The sequence below is a fragment of the Actinocatenispora thailandica genome, assembly GCF_016865425.1.
GTDB classification, from domain to species: Bacteria; Actinomycetota; Actinomycetes; order Mycobacteriales; family Micromonosporaceae; genus Actinocatenispora; species Actinocatenispora thailandica.
This window is the reverse complement of the sequence record NZ_AP023355.1, coordinates 1,215,870-1,235,210: the sequence shown is the minus strand read 5'-3', so window position 1 is coordinate 1,235,210 and position 19,341 is coordinate 1,215,870. Positions and strand designations below refer to the sequence as shown.

Annotated in this window: 16 protein-coding genes and 1 tRNA gene; 14 read left to right on the top strand and 3 right to left on the bottom strand. The window is 74.0% G+C overall.

Annotation, left to right across the window (positions count from 1 at the left end; translation table 11 throughout):
• Positions 1-95: 95 nt before the first annotated feature.
• From Athai_RS05465 to Athai_RS05440, 6 genes are all read left to right on the top strand, one after another.
• Positions 96-1,259, top strand: coding sequence for an ATP-binding cassette domain-containing protein (locus Athai_RS05465; RefSeq protein ID WP_203960462.1), 1,164 nt, complete (start codon positions 96-98; stop codon positions 1,257-1,259).
• Positions 1,256-2,554, top strand: coding sequence for an ABC transporter substrate-binding protein (locus tag Athai_RS05460; protein ID WP_203960461.1), 1,299 nt, complete (start codon positions 1,256-1,258; stop codon positions 2,552-2,554). The genes Athai_RS05465 and Athai_RS05460 overlap by 4 nt, the downstream gene beginning before the upstream one ends.
• The gene (locus Athai_RS34700) at positions 2,551-4,362 is read left to right on the top strand and encodes a hypothetical protein (RefSeq protein WP_203960460.1); all 1,812 of its coding nucleotides are present in this window, start codon (positions 2,551-2,553) and stop codon (positions 4,360-4,362) included. Before Athai_RS05460 ends, Athai_RS34700 begins: the two co-directional genes overlap by 4 nt.
• A complete protein-coding gene (locus Athai_RS05450; RefSeq protein ID WP_203960459.1) occupies positions 4,359-6,725 on the top strand; it encodes a hypothetical protein in 2,367 nt (788 codons plus the stop codon). The genes Athai_RS34700 and Athai_RS05450 overlap by 4 nt, the downstream gene beginning before the upstream one ends.
• A 34-nt stretch (positions 6,726-6,759) precedes the next feature.
• Positions 6,760-7,149, top strand: a complete 390-nt coding sequence (locus tag Athai_RS05445; protein ID WP_203960458.1) for an NUDIX hydrolase — start codon at positions 6,760-6,762, stop codon at positions 7,147-7,149.
• Between the two features lie 100 nt (positions 7,150-7,249).
• A tRNA-Gly gene (locus Athai_RS05440) sits at positions 7,250-7,322 on the top strand.
• Between the two features lie 81 nt (positions 7,323-7,403).
• Here the strand turns inward: Athai_RS05440 and Athai_RS05435 are convergent.
• Together Athai_RS05435 and Athai_RS05430 are read right to left on the bottom strand one after the other, a co-directional pair.
• Entirely contained in the window at positions 7,404-7,808 is a 405-nt protein-coding gene (locus Athai_RS05435) for an SRPBCC family protein (protein WP_203960457.1), read from the bottom strand.
• A 204-nt stretch (positions 7,809-8,012) separates the two neighbouring features.
• Entirely contained in the window at positions 8,013-8,648 is a 636-nt protein-coding gene (locus Athai_RS05430) for an HAD family hydrolase (protein WP_203960456.1), read from the bottom strand.
• A 204-nt stretch (positions 8,649-8,852) separates the two neighbouring features.
• Here Athai_RS05430 and Athai_RS05425 point away from each other — a divergent pair, with 204 nt between their 5' ends.
• Both Athai_RS05425 and Athai_RS05420 read left to right on the top strand, forming a co-directional pair.
• Positions 8,853-9,194, top strand: a complete 342-nt coding sequence (locus Athai_RS05425) for a hypothetical protein (RefSeq protein ID WP_203960455.1) — start codon at positions 8,853-8,855, stop codon at positions 9,192-9,194.
• On the top strand, positions 9,161-9,958 hold the full coding sequence (locus Athai_RS05420) for an alpha/beta hydrolase (protein WP_203960454.1): 798 nt from the start codon (positions 9,161-9,163) through the stop codon (positions 9,956-9,958). Before Athai_RS05425 ends, Athai_RS05420 begins: the two co-directional genes overlap by 34 nt.
• A gap of 15 nt (positions 9,959-9,973) precedes the next feature.
• Here the strand turns inward: Athai_RS05420 and Athai_RS05415 are convergent, their stop codons facing one another.
• Positions 9,974-10,924: a 5,10-methylenetetrahydrofolate reductase gene (locus tag Athai_RS05415; protein WP_239156738.1), complete on the bottom strand. Its 951-nt coding sequence runs from the start codon at positions 10,922-10,924 to the stop codon at positions 9,974-9,976.
• Positions 10,925-11,206: 282 nt separating this feature from the next.
• Between Athai_RS05415 and Athai_RS05410 the strand changes: the two genes are divergently transcribed.
• The 6 genes from Athai_RS05410 to treY all read left to right on the top strand — a co-directional run bounded on the left by Athai_RS05410 (position 11,207) and on the right by treY (position 19,134).
• Entirely contained in the window at positions 11,207-11,890 is a 684-nt protein-coding gene (locus Athai_RS05410) for a TetR/AcrR family transcriptional regulator (RefSeq protein WP_203960453.1), read from the top strand.
• Between the two features lie 20 nt (positions 11,891-11,910).
• Positions 11,911-12,600, top strand: coding sequence for a VC0807 family protein (locus tag Athai_RS05405; protein ID WP_203960452.1), 690 nt, complete (start codon positions 11,911-11,913; stop codon positions 12,598-12,600).
• On the top strand, positions 12,597-14,093 hold the full coding sequence (locus tag Athai_RS05400) for an FAD-dependent monooxygenase (protein WP_203960451.1): 1,497 nt from the start codon (positions 12,597-12,599) through the stop codon (positions 14,091-14,093). The genes Athai_RS05405 and Athai_RS05400 overlap by 4 nt, the downstream gene beginning before the upstream one ends.
• A 246-nt stretch (positions 14,094-14,339) precedes the next feature.
• Complete coding sequence (locus Athai_RS05395) at positions 14,340-14,612, top strand: hypothetical protein (protein WP_203960450.1); 273 nt, start codon at positions 14,340-14,342, stop codon at positions 14,610-14,612.
• A 161-nt stretch (positions 14,613-14,773) separates the two neighbouring features.
• Complete coding sequence (glgX, locus tag Athai_RS05390) at positions 14,774-16,891, top strand: glycogen debranching protein GlgX (protein WP_203960449.1); 2,118 nt, start codon at positions 14,774-14,776, stop codon at positions 16,889-16,891.
• Complete coding sequence (gene treY, locus Athai_RS05385) at positions 16,891-19,134, top strand: malto-oligosyltrehalose synthase (protein ID WP_203960448.1); 2,244 nt, start codon at positions 16,891-16,893, stop codon at positions 19,132-19,134. The genes glgX and treY overlap by 1 nt, the downstream gene beginning before the upstream one ends.
• Positions 19,135-19,341: the final 207 nt, after the last annotated feature.

Here is a 19,341-nt window from a genome sequence, read left to right as displayed (position 1 = left end):
ATGATGTCCGATATTCGACTAGGGTGTGACGCGCGGTAGGCAGCTGTCACACCGGAGGGCCTTCCCGTCAGGACCTCTCCAGCCGGATGCGAGGCATGTGCCCAGACCTTGAACTCAGCGATCTCGACCTGGCCCCGACCGTGGCCGGTGCCGTCCCCGGCCGGGCCATCGACGGTCTGAGCTGCGCGGTCGCGCCCGGTCAGGTGGTCGCAGTGATCGGCGAGACCGGGTTCGGCGGTACCCGGCTGGCCCGCGCGGTGGCCGGCCTGGACGAGCCGGCGGACGGCCGGATCCGGTTCGGCGACCAGCACTGGTCCGGCGAGGTCGCACCGTGCGCGTTCGTGCCGTCCGGCGGCGGCCTGCTCCCCCAGCTCTCGCTGCGCCGCAACATGCTGTTCGGCGTGCGGCTGCGGGAGGAGATCCGGGCCCGCGAGGAGTCCACCGCCGGCTGGCTGGAACGCCGGCGGATCCGCTGGCGCCGGTACGGCCAGGACAGCGACCAGGTCGACCGGATGCTCGCCGCCTTCCGGCTCTCCGCGGTCGAGCGGTACGTGCCGGACCGGGTCAGCGCGGCGCAGCGGATGCTCACCGCGCTGGGCCGGGCACTGCTGCACGGCCGGCCCGTCCTGGTGGTCGACGCCACCGGCGGCCAGGAACCCGACGACGCGTACGTCCAGCTGCTCGACCAGGCCCGCGCGCAGCGGCCGGACCTCGCCGTGCTGCTCTGCACCGATCGGCCGGGGCTGCTGCGCGCCCGCACCGACCCGTACGCGATCGACTGGGTGGTCGTGGTCGGCTACCGCGGCACCGTGGTGGCGCAGGGGCCGACGGCCGCAGTGGTCCGGCCGGCCTCGGTCGACGCCGCCGCGGTGCTCTACGGCGATCCGATGCTGATCGTGCCGGTCGACGACTGGCCCACGGAATGGGGTGTGCCGGGGCCCGCCCCGGCGCCGGGTGCCGACTGGATGGCGGTCGGCGCGCCCACCACCAGCCCTGCTGGCAGCGCCGGCCGGGCCCGCGGCAGCCAGCTCGTCGTCGAGGTACTCGGGCCGCACGAGCGGCCGCGGTTCCAGCGGGTCCGTGCCGTCGCCGGTGGTCGCCGCGACTGGCTGCTCCGGCTCCGCCGCCCGGTACCGGTCGGGCACCGGGTCCGGGTGTCGGCCACGCCCGGCCGCGCGGTCCGGGTGCCGCTGGACGCCGCCGCGCCGTCGGCCCCGCTGCCGCCGCTGGCAACGGATCCTCCGGGGGCGCCGTCGTGAAGCGCCGCACCCTGCTCGCCGCCGGCGCGGCCACCGCCGCGCTGCCGCTCACCGGCTGCGCCAGCACCAGCCACGGGCTGGAGGTGGTGTGCGCCTGGGGTGGGCCGGAGCTCGCCGCGTTCCGCAAGGTCCTCGCCGGCTTCACCGCCGAGTTCGGTCACTCGGTCCGGATCGTGGTGGCCAACGGCAACGGCGTCGACGCGATGCTGTCCGCCCGGCTGGCCGCGGACAACCGGCCGGACGTGGCGGTGCTGTCCGAGCCATCGCTGATCACCGAGTACGCCAACGCCGGCCACCTGGTCGAGCTGCCGGACCGGAAGTACGGCGCGAACCTCCCGGACTACTGGCGCACCCTCGCCGGCGTCGACGGCACCCTGTACGGGTGCTGGGTGAAGATCGCGCACAAGTCGCTGTTCTGGTACCGGCAGAGCGCGCTGTTCCCGGCGGCGGACGGCGATCCGCTGATCCAGCAACCGCCGCAGACCTGGGCCGAGTTCGTCGACCTCGTCAAGCGGTGGCCGGTCCGCGGCCAATCGCCGCTCGCGATCGGCGCGGCCGACGGCTGGGTGCTCACCGACTGGTTCGAGAACGTGCTGGCCTCGCTCAACAGCAACGACCAGACCGGCAACGCGTACGACGCGCTGGTCTCACCGCAGGCGGACTGGGACGTCGACATCGTCCGGCACGCGCTGCGCAACCTCGGCGAGCTGTGGTCGCTGCCGAACACGCTGCCCTACGGCGGCGCCCGCGCGCTGCTCACCCCGTTCGACGCGTCGGTCGCGCAGGTGTTCGGCGAGCACCGCGCCGGGATGCTGTTCGAGGGTGACTTCGTCGCCCCCATCGTGTCCGACCTGCATTCCGCCGACGAGCCGTCGTGCTTCCCGTTCCCGCCGGTGGAGGGGCGCCGGCGACCGCAGATCGTCGCCGGGGACGTGGCGGTGCTGCTGCGCCGCAGCACCGCCGGGCTGGACCTGATGGAGTACCTGACCACCAAGGCGGCCGCGACGCCGTGGGCGGACGCCGGCTTCCTGGTCGCCCCGTACCAGCAGAACCTGACCGTGGAGTACCCGCAGGCCCGGATGCGGCAACTGGCCGGCGAGATCAGCGATCCCACCGCGGAGGTCCGGTTCGACCTGTCCGACCAGCTGACCGGCAAGCTGATCGGCGACGACGGGAAGGGCAGCTGGCTGATCCTGTCCGACTTCTTCCGCGCGGTCACCGGCGGCGCACCGGTCGGGCGGGCGGTGGACGAGGCGGTGCGCCAGTTCGACCTGGCGACCGGGAGGCCGCGATGACGACCGCCCCACCGTCCCGGATGCGACCGGTCGACCGGCTGCTGGTGCTCGACGACGCCGGGCCGGTGCGGCGCGACCGGGTCCGCCCGGAGACCCGCCGCGCCTACCTCTACCTCGCGCCGGCCACGCTGGTGGTCGGCGGGCTGCTGGTGTGGCCGGCGATCCGGACCGTGGTGGACAGCCTCACCATCGGCTGCCGCGGTGTCTGCCTGGCCAACTTCACCGACGCCTGGTCCGACCCGCTCGCCCGCCGCGCGCTGCTGCGGACGCTGGCCTGGGCGGTCGCGCTCCCGGTGGTGCTGACCGCGGTCGGCTACCTGCTCGCCGTGGTGTCGCGGCGGGTCCGCCGGGCCGGTGTCCTGACGGTCGTGCTGGTGGCGCCGATGGCGCTGCCGATGCTCGCGACCGCGGTGTCGTTCCGGCTGCTGTACGACCCGGATCCGAGCCGCGGCCTGGTGACCGCGCTGCTGGGCCGGCTGGTCGGGTCGCACGCACCGCAGGCCCTCGGGCCGGGCCTGGTCACGTTCGCGATGATGTCCGCGTTCGTCTGGGCCTACCTGGGGCTGTCGGTGGTGGTGTTCCGGCGGGTGCTGGACGCGATCCCGAGCCAGCAGGTGTCCATGATCATGGCCGAGACCGGCCGCCGCCGGGAGGTCTACCGCTGGCTGTACTGGCCGATCCTGCGCCGGGTCGCCGCCCTGCTGGTCGGCCTCGCCGGGCTGTTCTCGGCCCGCAGCTTCGACCTGCTGCTCGCGCTGGTGCCCGGATCCAGCCAGCCGGCCGGTGAGGTGCTCGCGCTGCACGTCTGGCGGTACGGCGCCGGACCGACCGCCGGGCCGGCGGCGGCCCTGTCGGTGCTGTGGTTCGCGGTGCTGGCGCTGACCGTGGTGCTGCCGCTGATCTCGTTCCGGGCCCAGTGGCGGATGCCGCCGGTGGACGTCACCGTGTGGGACCGGCACCTGCCCGCCCGGTACTCCGGGCTGCGGCACCGGCTCGCCCAGGCGCTGTGCGTGGCGGCGATCGTGCTGTGGCTGATCCCGGCGCTGCTGCTGGTGTTCGCGTCGCTGCACGCGGACGCGACGCTGGCCTCCGACGGGCTGTCCGGTGCCCTGTCGCTGGCCTCGTTCGCCGAGGTGCTCGGCGCCGGCGGGATGCTCGGCAACTACCTCGGTACCGGGCTGTTCGCGCTGCTGGTCGCGGTGCTGGTGGTCGCGTTCGCCGGCCCCGCCGCGTACGCGCTGGGCTGGCTGCGACCACCCGGCCGCGGCACGGTGCTGACGATCGTGGTGGTCTGCGCCACCGTCCCGGTGCAGGCGATCACCATCCCGCTGGTGCAGACGCTCGGTGCGGCCCGACTGTCCGGCACCGGCCAGGCGTTCGTCCTGGCGCACCTGGCGCTCGGGATCCCGCTGACCACCGCCCTGCTGTACGGCGCGTTCGGTTCGCTGTCACCGGAACAGATGCGGCAGGCGGTGATCCACCACGGCGCCGACCAGGCCGGCCCGGCGCGGGCCACCCTGACCCAGGTCGGGCCGAACCTCTTCGCCGCCGGCGTACTCCAGTTCGTGCAGGTGTGGAACGACGTCGCGGTCGGGCTGCTGTTCGCGCCGCCGCAGCTGTCCCCGATCGGGCTGAGCCTGCTCGGCCAGCTGCGCTACTACACCACCGGCACCGGGCACGTCGCCGGTGCGACGGTGCTGTTCTCGGTGGTGCCGCTGGTCGCGGTGATGGTGGCCCGCAAGCAGCTGGTCCGGCTGCTGATGGCGGGCGTGTCCGGAAACTGGCAAGCGAAGCCGACGAAACGATGACCGACGACCGCAAACGGTTGCGGCGACAGCGGATCCGGCGCGTCGCCCGGTTCGTGCTGCCGCTGGCGGCGGCCGAGCTGGTGTCCCAGCTCGCCTCCGCCATGGGCGCCAACCTGATCACCGAGTCGTCGCTGATCAACTCGCTGCTCGCGGTGCTGTTCGGGGTGGCGCTGTCGCTGCTGCTGGAGATGCGGTACCGGACCCGCCTCGATCCCGACCCGGATCCGGACCCCGACCCGGACACCGCGACGCTGACGGCGACGACCGTCGCCACCCGCGTCGCCGAGGCGCGGGCGGCGCTGGCCACGGCCGAACCGGACGCCGGCCCGGCCGAGCCGCCGCCGAGCCCGGAACGGCGCCGGCTGCGCGGGCTCAACCGGCGCGCGGTACCGGTGTCCGGCCAGCTGCCGGAGGTCCCCGACCTGGTCGGGCGGGAGTCGCTGTGCGACGAGGTCAAGCAGCAGATCGAGGACGGCCGGGTACTCGTGCTCTACGGCGCGCCCAACTACGGCACCTCGGCCGTCGCCCTCAGCTGCGCCCGCACCTACCCCGCGGCGCGCACCCTCTACGTGGACCTGCGGTCCGGGCCGCAACGTCCCTACACCGCGCAGCAGGTCGTGGACGCGGTACTGGCCCAGCTGGGCAAGCCGGACGGCTCGATCACCGAGGCGCTGCGCGCCGAACAGCTCCTGCTGGTACTGGACAACGTGCAGCACGACGAGCAGGTCGCGCCGTTCGTCTCGGACACCCCGCCGCTGGGGCTGACCGTGATCGCCGGCACCGGCATGAGCATCCGGTCCATCCAGCCGCACGTGTTCACCTGGGAGGTCGCCGGGCTCAGCGACGAGGACGCGATCGACCTGTTCGGCCGGGAGACCGACCGGGGCGACCTGTCCCGCAACGACAACGCGAAGATCATCGTGCGGGAACTCGGCAAGCAGCCGACGGCGATCCGGCTGCTGGCGAAGAACATCGAACCGGACGACCGGCTCAGCGACTGGCTGCCCGACACCCAGGTCAACGACGCGGTGTGGCGGGCCTGCTGGCGCACCTTCGAGCTGGTGCACCCGGTGCAGCTGCGGCTGCTGCGACGGATGGCCGCGGTGGCCGAGGTCGAGCTGGACCTCGCCGGCATCGCCGCACTGCTGCGCCGCCCGAAGGGCCAGTCCGAGGTCTACGAGCTGCTCCGCACGCTGCGGCACCGCCAGCAGATCCGGCAGGGGTACGCGATCGGCTCCGCCGCGGCCGGCGACGACCGCAGTCCCGAACCCCGGTACCTGATCAGCGACGACTGGGTGCCGCCGCTGACCGGGTACGTGGAGTGGTCCCGGCGCTCGGTGCGCGGCGAGGCGCAGCGCGCGCTCACCCGGCTGCTGCGGCACTACGGCGAGCTGGCCGGGCGGCACGCCGACCGGCTGCCGGAATCGTCGGCCCGGGAGTGGTTCGGCGAGTACGAGGCGACGCTGGTGCCGCTGGTGACCCGCTGGGTGCCGTTGACGGAGCCGGCGACCGCGGCGGCGCCCCGCAAGGCCGGCCCACCCGGGCTGACCCGCGGCGGGGTGCGCGCGGTGACGGCGATCGCCGTCGCGCTGTGCCGCTGGTACGAGGCGACCGGCGACTACCGCGGTCTCGGCGACAGCAACCGCACCGCCCGGGCGTACCGGGTGGCGCACTCGGTGCGGCTGCTCGCCGACCGGTACGGCGAGGCGACCGGGCGGGTCTGGGCGCTCAACCAGGTCGCCGCGATCCGCCGTGCCACCGGCGACCAGTTCGGTGCGCAGCAACGGCTGCACGAGGCGCAGCGCGGGCCCGGCCGGCCGCGCGGCGGCGCCCAGGTCAGTACCAACCTGAGCATCGCCGAGCTGGGCCGGGACCCGACCGTGGCGCTGTACCGGGCGACCAAGGGCCGGCAACTGCGGCACCGTTCCGATCACGCCGGCCGGGGCCGCGCGGATCTCGCGCTGGCGGTGGCGTACCTGCACAGCGGCGGGGACGGCAGGTTCAGCCACCGCCGCCAGGCGGAGGCGCGGTTGGAGGCGGCGCTGCGCGAGTTCGGCCGCGCCGGTGACACCCGCGGCGAGGCCTGCGTGCTGCACAACCTGGGGCTGCTGTCCTTCGACACCGCGCCGCACCGGGCGCACCAGCTGTTCCAGGAGGCGCACGTCCGGCTGCTGCACGGCGCCGACCCGGCGCTCGCGATCCAGCGGGCGCTGGCCGAGGCGGACCTGCTCTGCTCGTACCCGGCCGCGGATCGGGCCCCGACGATCACCCGGCTGTCCGAGACCCGTGACCTTGCGGAGCGCTCCCCGGACATCGACCTGGTCACCCAGCTCGACGCCTACCTCGCCGCGCTCGGCGGCTGACCCGCTGTCGCACCCACCGGATACCGTCCCACCGATGATGCAGAAGGTCGCGTGGGTGCTGGCCGTCGACGGGCGGATCCTGGTGGCCCGCAACACCGGCCGGCGGCTGTTCTACCTGCCGGGCGGGCGGCGGGAGGCGGGCGAGAGCCGGGCCGAGACGCTGGTTCGGGAGGCGCACGAGGAGCTCGGGGTGCGCATCGACCCGACGACCATGCGGCACTTCGGTACCTGGGTAGCGATGGGCGACGCCCGTCCGGAGCTGTTCCGGATGGTGTGCTTCACCGCCTCGTACGCGGGCGAGCCGCGACCGCTCGGGGAGATCGCCGAGCTGGGCTGGTTCGGCTACCGCGACTACGCACGGGTTACGGTGGCCGAACAGTACGTGTTCGATGCGCTGCGCGCGGACGGCCGGCTCGGAGACTGAGCATCCCGCACCGGGTAAGCCCCGGCCGCCGGGTTCGGACCGGTTCGCGACCGGGCCGTGGTGTGGGCTGGCGGGGTGGTGCGCTACGATTGCCGAGCACGCGGACGTAGCGCAGCTGGTAGCGCATCACCTTGCCAAGGTGAGGGTCGCGGGTTCGAATCCCGTCGTCCGCTCCGATCCGAAGGGCCCGACCGATCACGGTCGGGCCCTTCGACGTCCTGCCGGCCCGGTCGGCCGCGCGTCCTGCCGGCCGGTCAGTCGCGCTGCTCGACGATCCGTTTCAGGCGGGCGAGATCGGCCGAGACGAGACCGGCGTCCCGGTCGAACTCCGCGTCGGTCAGCCCGGGCGACCGGCGCAGCGTGAACACCACGTCACACCGGTCGGCGCCGTCGGCGATCACCCGCATCGGGTTGTCGAAGACCTGCCCGGACGGCGTCGTCACCCGGTGGTCGAGCACGCCGAACTCGTTGCGCGGCGCGAACTCGAACTCCACCCGGTCGTCGCCCATCCACACGAACCAGCGCCCGTCCAACTGCTCGACGCGGCTGGTCAACCCGGGCGCCCACTCGGTCAGGTGACGCGGATCGGCGGCCCACTCGTAGACGTCGGGCGCGGGCCGGTCGATCGACACGCCGAGGTGTCTGGTCTGCTCGGTCATACCGGCCACCCTGCCATCCGGTACCGACGTTTCCGCCTCCCGCACCGACCGCCTCCCGGTACCCGCGACGCCGGGGAACGGGGATTCCGCGCCCGGCTCGTCAGCGGTCGTCGAGGCCGTGGAGCAGGCCGGGCAGCGCGCGCAGGGTGGTGATGCGGTGCGACCCGGTGTCGGTACCGGATGCGGGGGCCAGCCCGGCACGGTTCAGCCAGACCGCGGCGCCCAGGTCGGCGGCCCGGCCCCCCCCGCGACGTCGGTGGCCAGGCTGTCGCCGACGTGGCAGGCGTCGGCGGCCGACCGACCGGCCCGGGCCAGCGCGAGGTCGAAGATCTCCCGGCCCGGTTTCGCCGTCTCGACCTCCCCGGAGATCACCACCAGATCCAGGTACCGGGTCAGCCCGGTCGCGGCGATCTTGGCGCGCTGCGCGTCGCCCGGGCCGTTGGTGATCACGCCGAGCGTGCGGCCGTTGCCGCGAAGCGCGGCCAGCGTGTCGAGCACGTCGTCGTACAGCGCGTAGTCGGTCCGGCGCTGGTCGATGTACGCCTCGACCGCGGCCCCGGCCAACCCGGGGTGCCCGCACTCGGTCAGTGCCTGCCGCCACAGCCCGAGCCAGACGGTTCGTGCCGCGGGTATCGACCCAGGCGGATGCTGCGCGCCCGGCCCGGCGGCGCGGGCCCGCGCGACGTAGCGCGCCACGTACCGGTCGGCGAGCCGCCCGGGATCCAGGCCGGGCGTGCCCGCCGCGAGCCGCCGACACACCGCCCGTACCGTGGCGCGCCAGGCCGCCGGGCCGAAGTCGACCAGGGTGGCGTCCAGGTCGAAGAACACCGTGGTGAGCACGGTGGACCACGCTACCGGCGTCCCGGCCCGGCGGGCTCCGCCAGCTCGGCGGTACGGGCTTGCGGTCCGCGCCGCCGGGGATGCGGTCCGCGCCGGCGACGCATGAGGTCCCCGACAACCGCCGAGGGGTGGCTCGGCGCCGGCGTCGCCGGTACGGCACGATGGGCGGACCGAGAACCGACGAATCGGACGCGTGGAGGGTGTGTGCGGCAGCGGCAGGGACCGGTCCGGCGATGGGTACGACGAGTCGCGCTGCTCGCGTCGACCGGGCTGGCGCTGGCGATACCGGCGACGACCGCGCTGTTCACCCCGGGGCCGGCGACCGCGTCGATGCCGGTGACCACCGCGGACCGGGCCTGGCTCGCCGACCGGGCGGACGGGCGCCCGCTGCCCGACCCGCGGACCGCGACGCCGGCCGCGGTGGCCGCGTTCTTCCACCAGCTGCGGTGGCACGACGCGGTGACGCTGACCGACCGGTACCCGACGGTGGTGGGCAACCTGGACGGTGCCCCGTGCGGCTGCGGTACCGGGCGAACCGGGCGGTGATGGCGACCAGCCACGGCGAGTTCCGCGCCTGGGCGGAGCAGCGCAGGCAGATCCTCGAATTCGACCGGCGGTCCGGCGGCCGGGTGGCCGAGGTGTTCGGCGACCTCGCCCGCGCGGACCGGATCGCGGTGGTGGTACCCGGGGTCGGCAACCGCCCGGCCACCTTCGACCGGGCCACCGCCGAGCACCCGTACCGGTCGCCGCACGCCCAGGCCGCCCAGCTGTACCGGCAGGCCACCGCGACCGCCCCGGGTGCGCGGGTCGCCGTCGTCGCCTGGCTGGGGTACCGGCCGCCGGTCGACCTCGGCCGCGGCGCGGCCAGGGAGGAACTCGCCCGGGCCGGCGCGACGGCGCTGGACCGGTTCGCCGCCGGGCTGGCCGCGGTGCGACCGCACGCCGCCATCACCGTCATCGGGCACAGCTACGGCAGCGTGGTGGCCGGCCTCGCGGCGCACCGGCTGCCCCGGCAGGTCGGCGACATCGCCGTGGTGGGCAGCCCCGGGATGGGTGTCGACCGGGCTGCCGACCTGCACACCCGGGCGCGGATCTGGGCAGGCTGCGCCGGCGACGACTGGATCCGTGACGTACCCGACGTGCAGTTGCTCGGCGTCGGCCACGGCACCGCGCCGACCGACCCGGGCTTCGGCGCGCACGTCTTCGGCACCGCGGGGGTGCACGCGCACGACCAGTACTTCGCCCCGGGCACCGAGTCGCTGGCCAACCTGACCGCGATCGTGCTGGGCCGGGACGCGGCGGTCCGCTGACGGTCGGTGCCGGCCTCAGCCGGCCGCGGTGAGCAGGCGGCGGATGTCGGCGGCGAGGGCGACGGAGGCGTCGATCTCGGCCTTGCGGATCGACACGCTCTCCACGTTGAAACCGAACGGCAGGCCCAGCTCGGTGCAGAACTCGACGAGGTCGGCGGCGGTGGCGAGGCAGCGCCGGTACGACTCGGCGAGCGGGTCGGTGGAGTGCCGCAGCGAGTTCTCCAGCCACTTGGGCACGTTGACGCCGAGCCACTGCAGGAACGCCAGCGTCTTCGTCGAGCCGCACACCGACAGGGTGAAGATCACCGGCCGCGGCGCGATGCCGCGTTCGGCGCAGGCGTAGTAGTAGTCCGAGGCGAGGCTCTTGGTCGTGTCGACGTCGTAGACGACCTGGGAGACGAAGAACAGGCAGCCGCGGGACTGCTTGGTGAGCATCCGCAGGTGCTCGTCGCCGCGCTGGGCGTACCGCTCGGTGATGGCGACGCCGCCGAGTTCCAGCTCCGGGCGCACCTCGTCGTGCAGCGCGTGCGCCTCGGCGAGCCCGGTGTGTACCGGCTTGTCGGTGGACGAGGATCCGACGAACACGCTGAGCACCCGGGCCGGATCCACCGAGCGCAGCCAGGCGGTCAGCTCCGGCGCGCGGTACTTGCCGACACACCGGTAGATGATCACCGGGTGTGGCCAGCCGCCGAGGTGCTCGGCGTGGAAGACCGCCGGATCCATCGTCGGCAGGTACGGGAACGGGCGTTGCTCCGGGTTGCGGTCGCTCTCGTCGTCGATGTCGTACAGGATCAGGCCGTCCAGGTCGAGCCCGGCGAGCCGGCGCAGGGTGACGTCCGCGATGTCGGCCGCCTGCTCGGCGGTGGCGCTGCGCCGCGGCGGGGTGAGTCCGAGCAGCAGGATCCCGCCGGTTCCGGCGGCCAGTCGCTCGGCCAGCGAGGACGCCGCCGGCCCCGGCCCCGCCACCGGCCCCGACCCTGGCCCCAGCCCCGCCACCGGCCCTGGCACCGGCTCCGGCTCCGGCCTCGGCCCCGCCACCGGCTCCGGCCCTGGCACCGGCTCCGGGGACGCCGGTGCGGGCGGTGCCGCCGGGCTGGCCGGCCGGGTGGCGGCCGGCCGGGCCGGGTGCGGTGGCGTCGTCATGGCGGACACCCTACCGATCCGCTTCGGCAAGATCATCTGCCCCGATCGCAGCGCTCTTCCGGTGCGCGCTTGACAGCATTTACCTGCATGAGTAACTTCTTACTCATGCAGGTAACAGAGCGTCGCTCGCCCGCGGCACGGGCCCGGCGAGCGCAGATCATCGACGCGGCGATCGAGGTCATCGCGGACGCCGGCTACGGGCAGTGCTCGTTCGGCCGGATCGCCCGGCGCGCCGGGCTGAGCAGCACCCGGCTCATCTCGTACCACTTCGAGGACAAGACCGAGCTGATCCAGGCGGTCGTCGACACCGTGCTCGGCGAGGCGACCCGGTACGTGCAGCCCCGGATCGCCGCGACCACCGACCGCCGCGCCGCGCTGGCCGCGTACCTCACCGCGAACCTGGAGTTCCTGCGCGACCATCCGGCCCGGATCCGGGCGCTGGTCGAGATCTTCGCCGGCACCCGCAACGACGACCGGCTGTCCACATCGGACACCCCGCGGGCGGTGGCGGTCGAGTTCTTCCGCGCCGGACAGGAGGAGGGCGTGTTCCGCCGGTTCGACCCGGAGGTGATGGCGACGACCCTGCGGGCGGCGATCGACGCGGTCGCGGTGCTGCCGGACGTCGACCACGTGCGCTACGCCCGGGAACTGTTCGACCTGTTCGACCGCGCCACCCGCGCCGAGCCCACGGCGGCCGGCACACCTCCCCCGGCCGGCGCGCCCGGCCACCCCGAAACCGGGGCCTCGCGGCCGGCAGCCGACCGCGGTACCGAGCGGACCGGCCGATGAGGTCGGCGAAGGAGCACCCGATGAGCCAACCGACAACGCGAACCGCGGCGCCGGCCGCGACCGCGCACCAGCCACCGGCCCGCCACACGCCCGGCCGCTGGGCGCCGATCGGGTCGATCGCGCTCGACATCGTGGCACCGCTCGCGGTGCTGTACGGGCTGCGCGCCCTCGGCGCGAACCTGTGGACCGCGCTGGTGGTCTCCTCGGCGGTACCGGTCCTGGTGCTGCTGGTGCGGTTCGCCCGCCGCCGGGTGGTCGACCTGCCGTCCCTGTTCGTCCTGGTACTGATCGCGGCCGGGGTGGGCATCTCGGTACTCACCGGTGATCCGCGGGTGCTGCTGATCCGCGACTCCTGGCTGTGGCTGCTGGTCGGCGTTGCTGGCGTGTGGCTGCTCGCCTCGGTGCGCTACGGCCGGCCCGGGCTGCTGGTGGTGTACCGCTCGTTCGTGCTCACCAAGGTCGGGCCGGACGGCCTGCGGGCCTGGGCGGGCCGGTGGGACACCGACCCGGGCTTCCGGCACGGCCTGCGGGTGCTGACCGCGGTCTGGGGCCTCGCCACCATCCTCAACGCGGTGCTGCACGTGGCCGCCGCGATGGTGCTGCCGCTGGCGATCGCGCCGCTGGTCCTGCAGCTGATCTGGCCGGCGATCATCGCACCGCTGATGGTCTTCCACGTGCTGTACACCAAGCGCCGGGATCTGCGCGCATGACCGGCGCCACCGGGGCCGGCGCGGGCGGGCCGGAGATGCGGTACGAGGTGGTCGTGGTGGGCGGCGGGCCGACCGGACTGCTGCTGGCGAACGAGCTCGCCCTGGCCGGGGTGTCGGCCGTGGTGCTGGAGAAGCTGGTCGAACGCCCCGGCCAGTCCAGGGCGCTGAACCTGCAGCCGCGCTCGGCGCGGATCCTCGACCTGCGCGGGATGCTGCAGCCGGTCCGCAAGCGGGCGATCGACGAGCTGCCGGCCGGCCACTTCGCCGGCATCGAGCTGGACTACACGCCGTGGGGCGAGTGCCAGCTGGGCATCCCGCAGGCCCGGGTCGAGGAGTACCTGGAGGACCGGCTCGCCGAGCGGGGCGTGCCGGTGCGCCGCGGTCGCACGGTCACCGCGGTCGAGCCGGGCCCGGACGGGGTGCTGGTCCGCACCGGGGCACCGGCCGGGCCCAGCACGGGCGCCGCCACCAGCGGCGGTGCCGATGCCGGGCCGGCCGGGAGCGGCGGCCCGGCCGGGAGCGGCGTTCGCCGGCCCTCTGCGGGCGACGACGAGCAGTTCCGGTGCCGGTACCTGGTCGCCTGCGACGGCGGTCGCAGCACCGTGCGCGGGCTGCTCGGGCTGCCGTTCCCCGGCCGCGACGCGCGGGTGTCGGCGGTGGTGGCCGACGTGACGCTGAACGGGCCGCAGGACGCGGCCGGATCCCCATGGCGGCTGCCCCGGTTCGACCGGCCGGACGGCACGGTCGCCGAGCTGCTGCCGCTGCCGGACGGCGTGCACCGGGCGGTGGTGGCCGGCCCGGAGCAGCAGGCCCTGCCTCGGGAGGCGCCGGTGACGCTCGACGAGTTGCGCCGCGCGCTGCCGTCGGTGGCGACGATCCGGTGGGCGTCCCGGTTCACCGACGCCTCCCGCCAGCTGGAGCGGTACCGGCACGGCCGGGTGCTGTTCGCCGGCGACGCGGCGCACATCCACTCCCCCACCGGCGGCCAGGGCCTCAACCTGGGCTTGCAGGATGCGTTCAACCTGGGTTGGAAGCTCGCCGCGGCGCTGCGGGGGAACGCGACGGTGCTCGACACGTACCAGGCGGAGCGGCATCCGGTGGCCGCGCGGGTGCTGGCCAGTACCCGGGCGCAGGGGGTGCTGCTGGTGCCGGACCCGGACGTGGTGGCGCTGCGCGAGCTGGTGACGGAGTTGATCGCGCTGCCGGCGGCGAACCGGCAGCTGGCCGGTTTCGTCTCCGGGCTGGAGCTGCGCTACGAGCTGCCCGGCCGGCATCCGCTGCTGGGGCGGGCGCTGCCCGGTCTCGATCCGGCGCTGCTGCACGCCGGGCGGGCGGTCGTGCTGGAGACCGGCCGAACGCCCCGGTACGGCGGCATCGCCGTACCGGGCGCCGGCTGGGACGCCGATGCGGTACTGGTGCGGCCGGACGGCCGGGTGGGCTGGGTCGACGACGGGTACGAACCGCTCGCCGCGGGACTCGCCCGCTGGACCTGACCGCGGAGAAGGGGTGATTTCCCGGGATACCGGTGGTACTGGCGGGTCGTAAATAACACCATGTAGCTGTACAGATACCCTTCGGAATTGCTCCGTTGTCGGGGGGCGCCCGGAAAAGCGGGCGGCGACACGGACCACCCGACGCGCCCACGCTCGTGTCGGCGCTATCGAACAGGGGGTCGGAGGATGAGCACGCATGGTGCAACCGCCCCGGCGGCGGCGACAACCGCCCGTCCGGGTACACCGGTGACCGCGCCACGCCAGACCATGCCCACCGGCGGGTCCACCGGCAGCGCCGGTACCCAACCGTCCGGCGGCGCCGCCCGCGACGGCGCCGGTACCGGGGCGGGCCAGTGGCCGGTGGTCGACGACCCGCGACGGTGGCGCCGTTTCGTCCTGCAGGTGATCGAGGCGCACCATCGTGTCACGGTGCCCGGTATCGGCGCCGACCAGTGCTCCTGCGGTCGTCCGTTCATGCTCTGCCCGATCGGTCCGCTCGCGCACCAGCTGCTCGGCTGACCCGGTCGTCACGGCGCCCGGCGGGTACTCCCCGCCGGGCGCCGTCGTGCACGGCGGGACGAACATCCCCCGACGGCCGGCGCACCCCGGCCACGCCAGTACCATTCGGTCGGTAGCCGATCACACGCTGTGGACACCTCGAGTGCCTTGCGGAGGACGCGATGCAGGTTTGGCCCGGTACCGCCTATCCGCTGGGCGCGAGCTACGACGGCGTCGGCACCAACTTCGCGCTGTTCTCCGAGGTCGCCGAGTCGGTCGAGGTGTGCCTGTTCGACTCCGACGGCACCGAGCAGCGGGTCCGGCTGCCGGAGAGCGACGGGTTCGTCTGGCACGGCTACCTGCCCGGCATCTCCCCCGGCCAGCGGTACGGGTTCCGGGTGCACGGGCCGTACGAGCCGCGCCGCGGGCTGCGCTGCAACCCGAACAAGCTGCTGCTCGACCCGTACGCGAAGGCGGTCGAGGGCGAGATCGACTGGGACGCGTCGCTGTTCGCCTACCGGCTGGACGACCCCGGCAGGCGCTCCGACGCCGACTCCGCCGCGCACATGCCCAAGTCGGTGGTGGTCAACCCGTACTTCGACTGGGCGGACGACCGGGCGCCGCGCCGGCCGTACCACGAGACGGTCATCTACGAGGCGCACGTGCGCGGCATGACGATGCGCCACCCCGAGGTGCCGGAGGAGCTGCGCGGCACGTACGCGGGGTTGGGGCACCCGGCGGTGGTGGCGCACCTGAGCAAGCTGGGCGTGACCGCGATCGAGCTGATGCCGGTGCACCAGTTCGTGCACGACGACGCGCTGGTGCGCCGCGGGCTGCGCAACTACTGGGGCTACAACACGATCAGCTTCCTCGCCCCGCACAACGGGTACGCCTCCCGCGGCTCGCGCGGCCAGCAGGTCAGCGAGTTCAAGGCGATGGTGCGCGAGCTGCACATCGCCGGCATCGAGGTGATCCTCGACGTGGTGTACAACCACACCGCGGAGGGCAACCACCTCGGTCCGACGCTGTGCTTCCGTGGCATCGACAACCCGGCGTACTACCGGCTGCTGGACGACCGGCCGGAGTACTACATGGACTACACCGGCACCGGCAACAGCCTCAACGTGCGCAGCCCGCAGTCGCTGCAACTGATCATGGACTCGCTGCGGTACTGGGTGACCGAGATGCACGTGGACGGGTTCCGGTTCGACCTGGCCGCGACGCTGGCCCGGGAGTTCTACGACGTGGACCGGCTGTCCACGTTCTTCGAGGTGGTGCAGCAGGACCCGGTGGTCAGCCAGGTCAAGCTGATCGCCGAGCCGTGGGACGTCGGCCCCGGCGGCTACCAGGTGGGCAACTTCCCTCCACTGTGGACGGAATGGAACGGGCGGTACCGGGACACGCTGCGCGACTTCTGGCGCGGCGAGCCGGGCACCCTCGGCGAGTTCGCTTCCCGCATCTCCGGCTCCTCCGACCTGTACCAGGACGACGGGCGCCGGCCGGTCGCCTCGATCAACTTCGTCACCTGCCACGACGGGTTCACCCTGCACGACCTGGTGTCGTACAACAACAAGCACAACGAGGCGAACGGCGAGGACAACCGGGACGGCGAGAGCCACAACCGGTCCTGGAACTGCGGCGTGGAGGGCGACACCGACGACGAAACGGTGCTGGCGCTGCGGGCCCGGCAGCGACGCAACTTCCTCGCCACCCTGATGCTGTCGCAGGGCACCCCGATGCTGTGCCACGGCGACGAGCTGGGCCGCACCCAGCGCGGCAACAACAACGCGTACTGCCAGGACTCGCCGCTGTCCTGGATGGACTGGGAGTCCGCCGACCGGCCACTGATCGAGTTCACCTCCCGGCTCGCGGCGCTGCGTGCCGAGCACCCGATCTTCCGCCGCCGCCGGTTCTTCGACGGCCGGCCGCTGCGCCGGACCGCCGAGTCACCGGTACCCGACGTCGAGTGGTTCACCACCGAGGCACGGGAGATGACCGAGGACGACTGGGAGACCGGCCTGGGCCGGGCGGTCGCGCTGTTCCTCAACGGCGAGGGCATCCGGGAGCGCGGCCCGCGGGGCGAGCAGATCACCGACGACTCGTTCATCCTGTGCTTCAACTCGTACTGGGAGCCGGTCACGTTCACCACCCCGGCCGGCGAGTACGGCGAGAAGTGGCGGGTGTTGCTGGACACCGCCGAACCGACCGGGGACGGCTGGGACGAGGACCAGGTGGCCGAATCCGGCGGCAAGGTGCGCGTCGAGGCCCGCTCGCTGATCGTGCTGATCCGGGCCGTGTGATGGCGACCCCGCGCGCCACCTACCGGGTGCAGGTCCGGCCGGACTTCGACTTCGACGCCACCGCAGACATCGCCGACTACCTCGCCGCGCTCGGCGTCACCCACCTCTACTCGGCGCCGCTGCTGACCGCCACGCCCGGCTCGGCGCACGGGTACGACGTGGTGGACCACTCCCGGGCCAACCCCGAGCTGGGCGGCGAGGAGGGCCGCCTGCGGCTGCTGGACGCGTTGCGGCGCAACGGGTTGGGCCTGGTGCTCGACATCGTGCCGAACCACATGGGGGTCGCCCGGCCGGAGGTCAACGCCGCCTGGTGGGACGTGCTGCGGCTCGGCCGCGACGCCGAGCACGCCTCCTGGTTCGACATCGACTGGTCGGCCGGCAAGATCGTACTGCCGGTCCTGGGCGACGAGACCGACCCGGAACTGTCCGTCGTGGACGGCGAGCTGCGCTACCACGAGCACCGCTTCCCGATCGCCCCCGGCACCGGGGACGCCGACCCGGCCACCGTGCACGACCGGCAGCACTACCGGCTGGTGTCCTGGCGACGCGACGAACTGCTCAGCTACCGGCGGTTCTTCGCCGTCACCGAACTCGCCGCGCTGCGGGTCGAGGACCCCGCGGTCCGGGACGCCACCCACGCCGAGATCCTCCGCTGGTACCGCGCGGGCGACCTCGACGGGATCCGGGTCGACCACCCGGACGGCCTGCGCGACCCGGGCGGCTACCTGGCCTGGCTCGCCCGCGCCGCACCGGACGCGTGGCTGATCGTGGAGAAGATCCTCACCGCCGGCGAGCGACGCCCGGACTGGCCGGTCGCCGGCACCACCGGGTACGACGCGCTCGGCGAGGTGACCGGGCTGTTCGTCGACCCGCGCGGCGCGACCGCGCTGACCGCGGCGGACGAGCCGTTCGACGATCTGGCGTACGCCGGGCGGCGGCAGGCGGTCACCGAACTGCTGCGCGCCGAGCTGGCCCGGCTGGTCCGGCTGGTGCCGGAGCTGGACGGCCCGACCGCCCGCGACACGCTCGCCGAGATCGCCGCGAACTTCGGCGTCTACCGCTCGTACCTGCCGGACGGGGTGGAGCAGCTGACCGCCGCGGCCACCGCCGCCGGGCTGCGCCGGCCGGAGCTGTCCGCCGCCCTGGCCACGCTGCTGCCCCGGCTGTCCGACCCGACCGACGAGCTCGCCGCCCGGTTCCAGCAGCTGACCGGCGCGGTCGTCGCCAAGGGTGTCGAGGACACCGCCGACTACCGGTACACCGGGTTCCTGGTCGGCGACGAGGTCGGCGGCGAACCCGACGCGGTCGCCCGCACCGTCGCCCAGTTCCACACCGGCTGCCGGTCCCGGCACGCCGACCAGCCGGCCTCGATGACCACCCTGTCCACCCACGACACCAAGCGCAGCGAGGACGTCCGGGCCCGGCTCGCGGTGCTGGCCGAGATCCCGGACGAGTGGCTGGCGCTGTCCCGCCGGCTGATGGAGGCGGTACCGCTGGCCGACGACGCGGTCGCCCGGCTGCTGTGGCAGACCGCCGTCGGAGCCTGGCCGATCGAGCGGGACCGGTTGCAGGCGGTGCTGCTCAAGTCGGCGCGCGAGGCCAACACCGCGACCAGCTGGCGCGACCCGGACGCCGACTTCGAGGCGGCGCTGGCCGCCGTGGTGGACCGGATCTACGACGACAGCTGGCTGCACGACACGCTGGCCCGGTTCGCCGACCGGATCACCCCGTACGGCTGGAGCAACTCGCTCGGGCAGAAGCTGGTGCAGCTGACCATGCCCGGCGTACCGGACGTGTACCAGGGCTGCGAGCTGTGGGACAACTCGCTGGTCGACCCGGACAACCGCCGCCCCGTCGACTTCGCGGTACGGCGTGCGCTGCTGGCCCGGCTCGACGCCGGCTGGCGCCCGCCGGTCGACGCCAGTGGCGCCGCCAAGCTCCTGGTGACCTCGCGCGCGCTGCGGCTGCGCCGGGACCGTCCGGACGCGTTTACCGGGTACCAGCCGCTCCCGGTGCGCGGGTCGGCGGCCGAGCACGCGGTGGCGTACGACCGGGGTGGCGTCGCCGCGGTCGGCGCCCGGCTGCCGGTCGGGCTCGCGGACCGCGGCGGCTGGGGCGACACCGTCCTCGACCTGCCGGCGGCCGAGCACACCGACCTGCTGACCGGCCGCACGTTCGCCGGCCCGGCGAAACTCGCCGAACTCCTCGACACCTACCCGGTGGCCCTGCTGACCCACCCGTGACCGTTGCCGCCAGCGCACAGCCGGCACGTTCCCGGCGATGGGTCCCGGCGGTGTCCGGGGCTGGCCGATGCGCGGGGGACACGCTGCGCTGCTCGGCGAAGCCACGCTCTCCGCACTGACGCGCGCGCCGTCTCGTGGACCAGCGCCGTCGAGGTTCTACCGATGGGCCCCGGCGCCGGGCCTGCTGTTGGCCAGCGGGCTTCGCGC

What these genes read in the sequence shown, in the direction of transcription:
- Athai_RS05410 (WP_203960453.1), top strand. Translation starts at nt 11,207, where the DNA reads ATGCAGGTAACAGAGCGTCGCTCGCCCGCGGCACGGGCCCGGCGAGCG.
- Athai_RS05435 (WP_203960457.1), bottom strand. Translation starts at nt 7,808, where the DNA reads ATGACCGAGCAGACCAGACACCTCGGCGTGTCGATCGACCGGCCCGCG.
- treY (WP_203960448.1), top strand. Translation starts at nt 16,891, where the DNA reads ATGGCGACCCCGCGCGCCACCTACCGGGTGCAGGTCCGGCCGGACTTC.
- glgX (WP_203960449.1), top strand. Translation starts at nt 14,774, where the DNA reads ATGCAGGTTTGGCCCGGTACCGCCTATCCGCTGGGCGCGAGCTACGAC.
- Athai_RS05445 (WP_203960458.1), top strand. Translation starts at nt 6,760, where the DNA reads ATGATGCAGAAGGTCGCGTGGGTGCTGGCCGTCGACGGGCGGATCCTG.
- Athai_RS05405 (WP_203960452.1), top strand. Translation starts at nt 11,911, where the DNA reads ATGAGCCAACCGACAACGCGAACCGCGGCGCCGGCCGCGACCGCGCAC.
- Athai_RS34700 (WP_203960460.1), top strand. Translation starts at nt 2,551, where the DNA reads ATGACGACCGCCCCACCGTCCCGGATGCGACCGGTCGACCGGCTGCTG.
- Athai_RS05450 (WP_203960459.1), top strand. Translation starts at nt 4,359, where the DNA reads ATGACCGACGACCGCAAACGGTTGCGGCGACAGCGGATCCGGCGCGTC.
- Athai_RS05465 (WP_203960462.1), top strand. Translation starts at nt 96, where the DNA reads ATGTGCCCAGACCTTGAACTCAGCGATCTCGACCTGGCCCCGACCGTG.
- Athai_RS05400 (WP_203960451.1), top strand. Translation starts at nt 12,597, where the DNA reads ATGACCGGCGCCACCGGGGCCGGCGCGGGCGGGCCGGAGATGCGGTAC.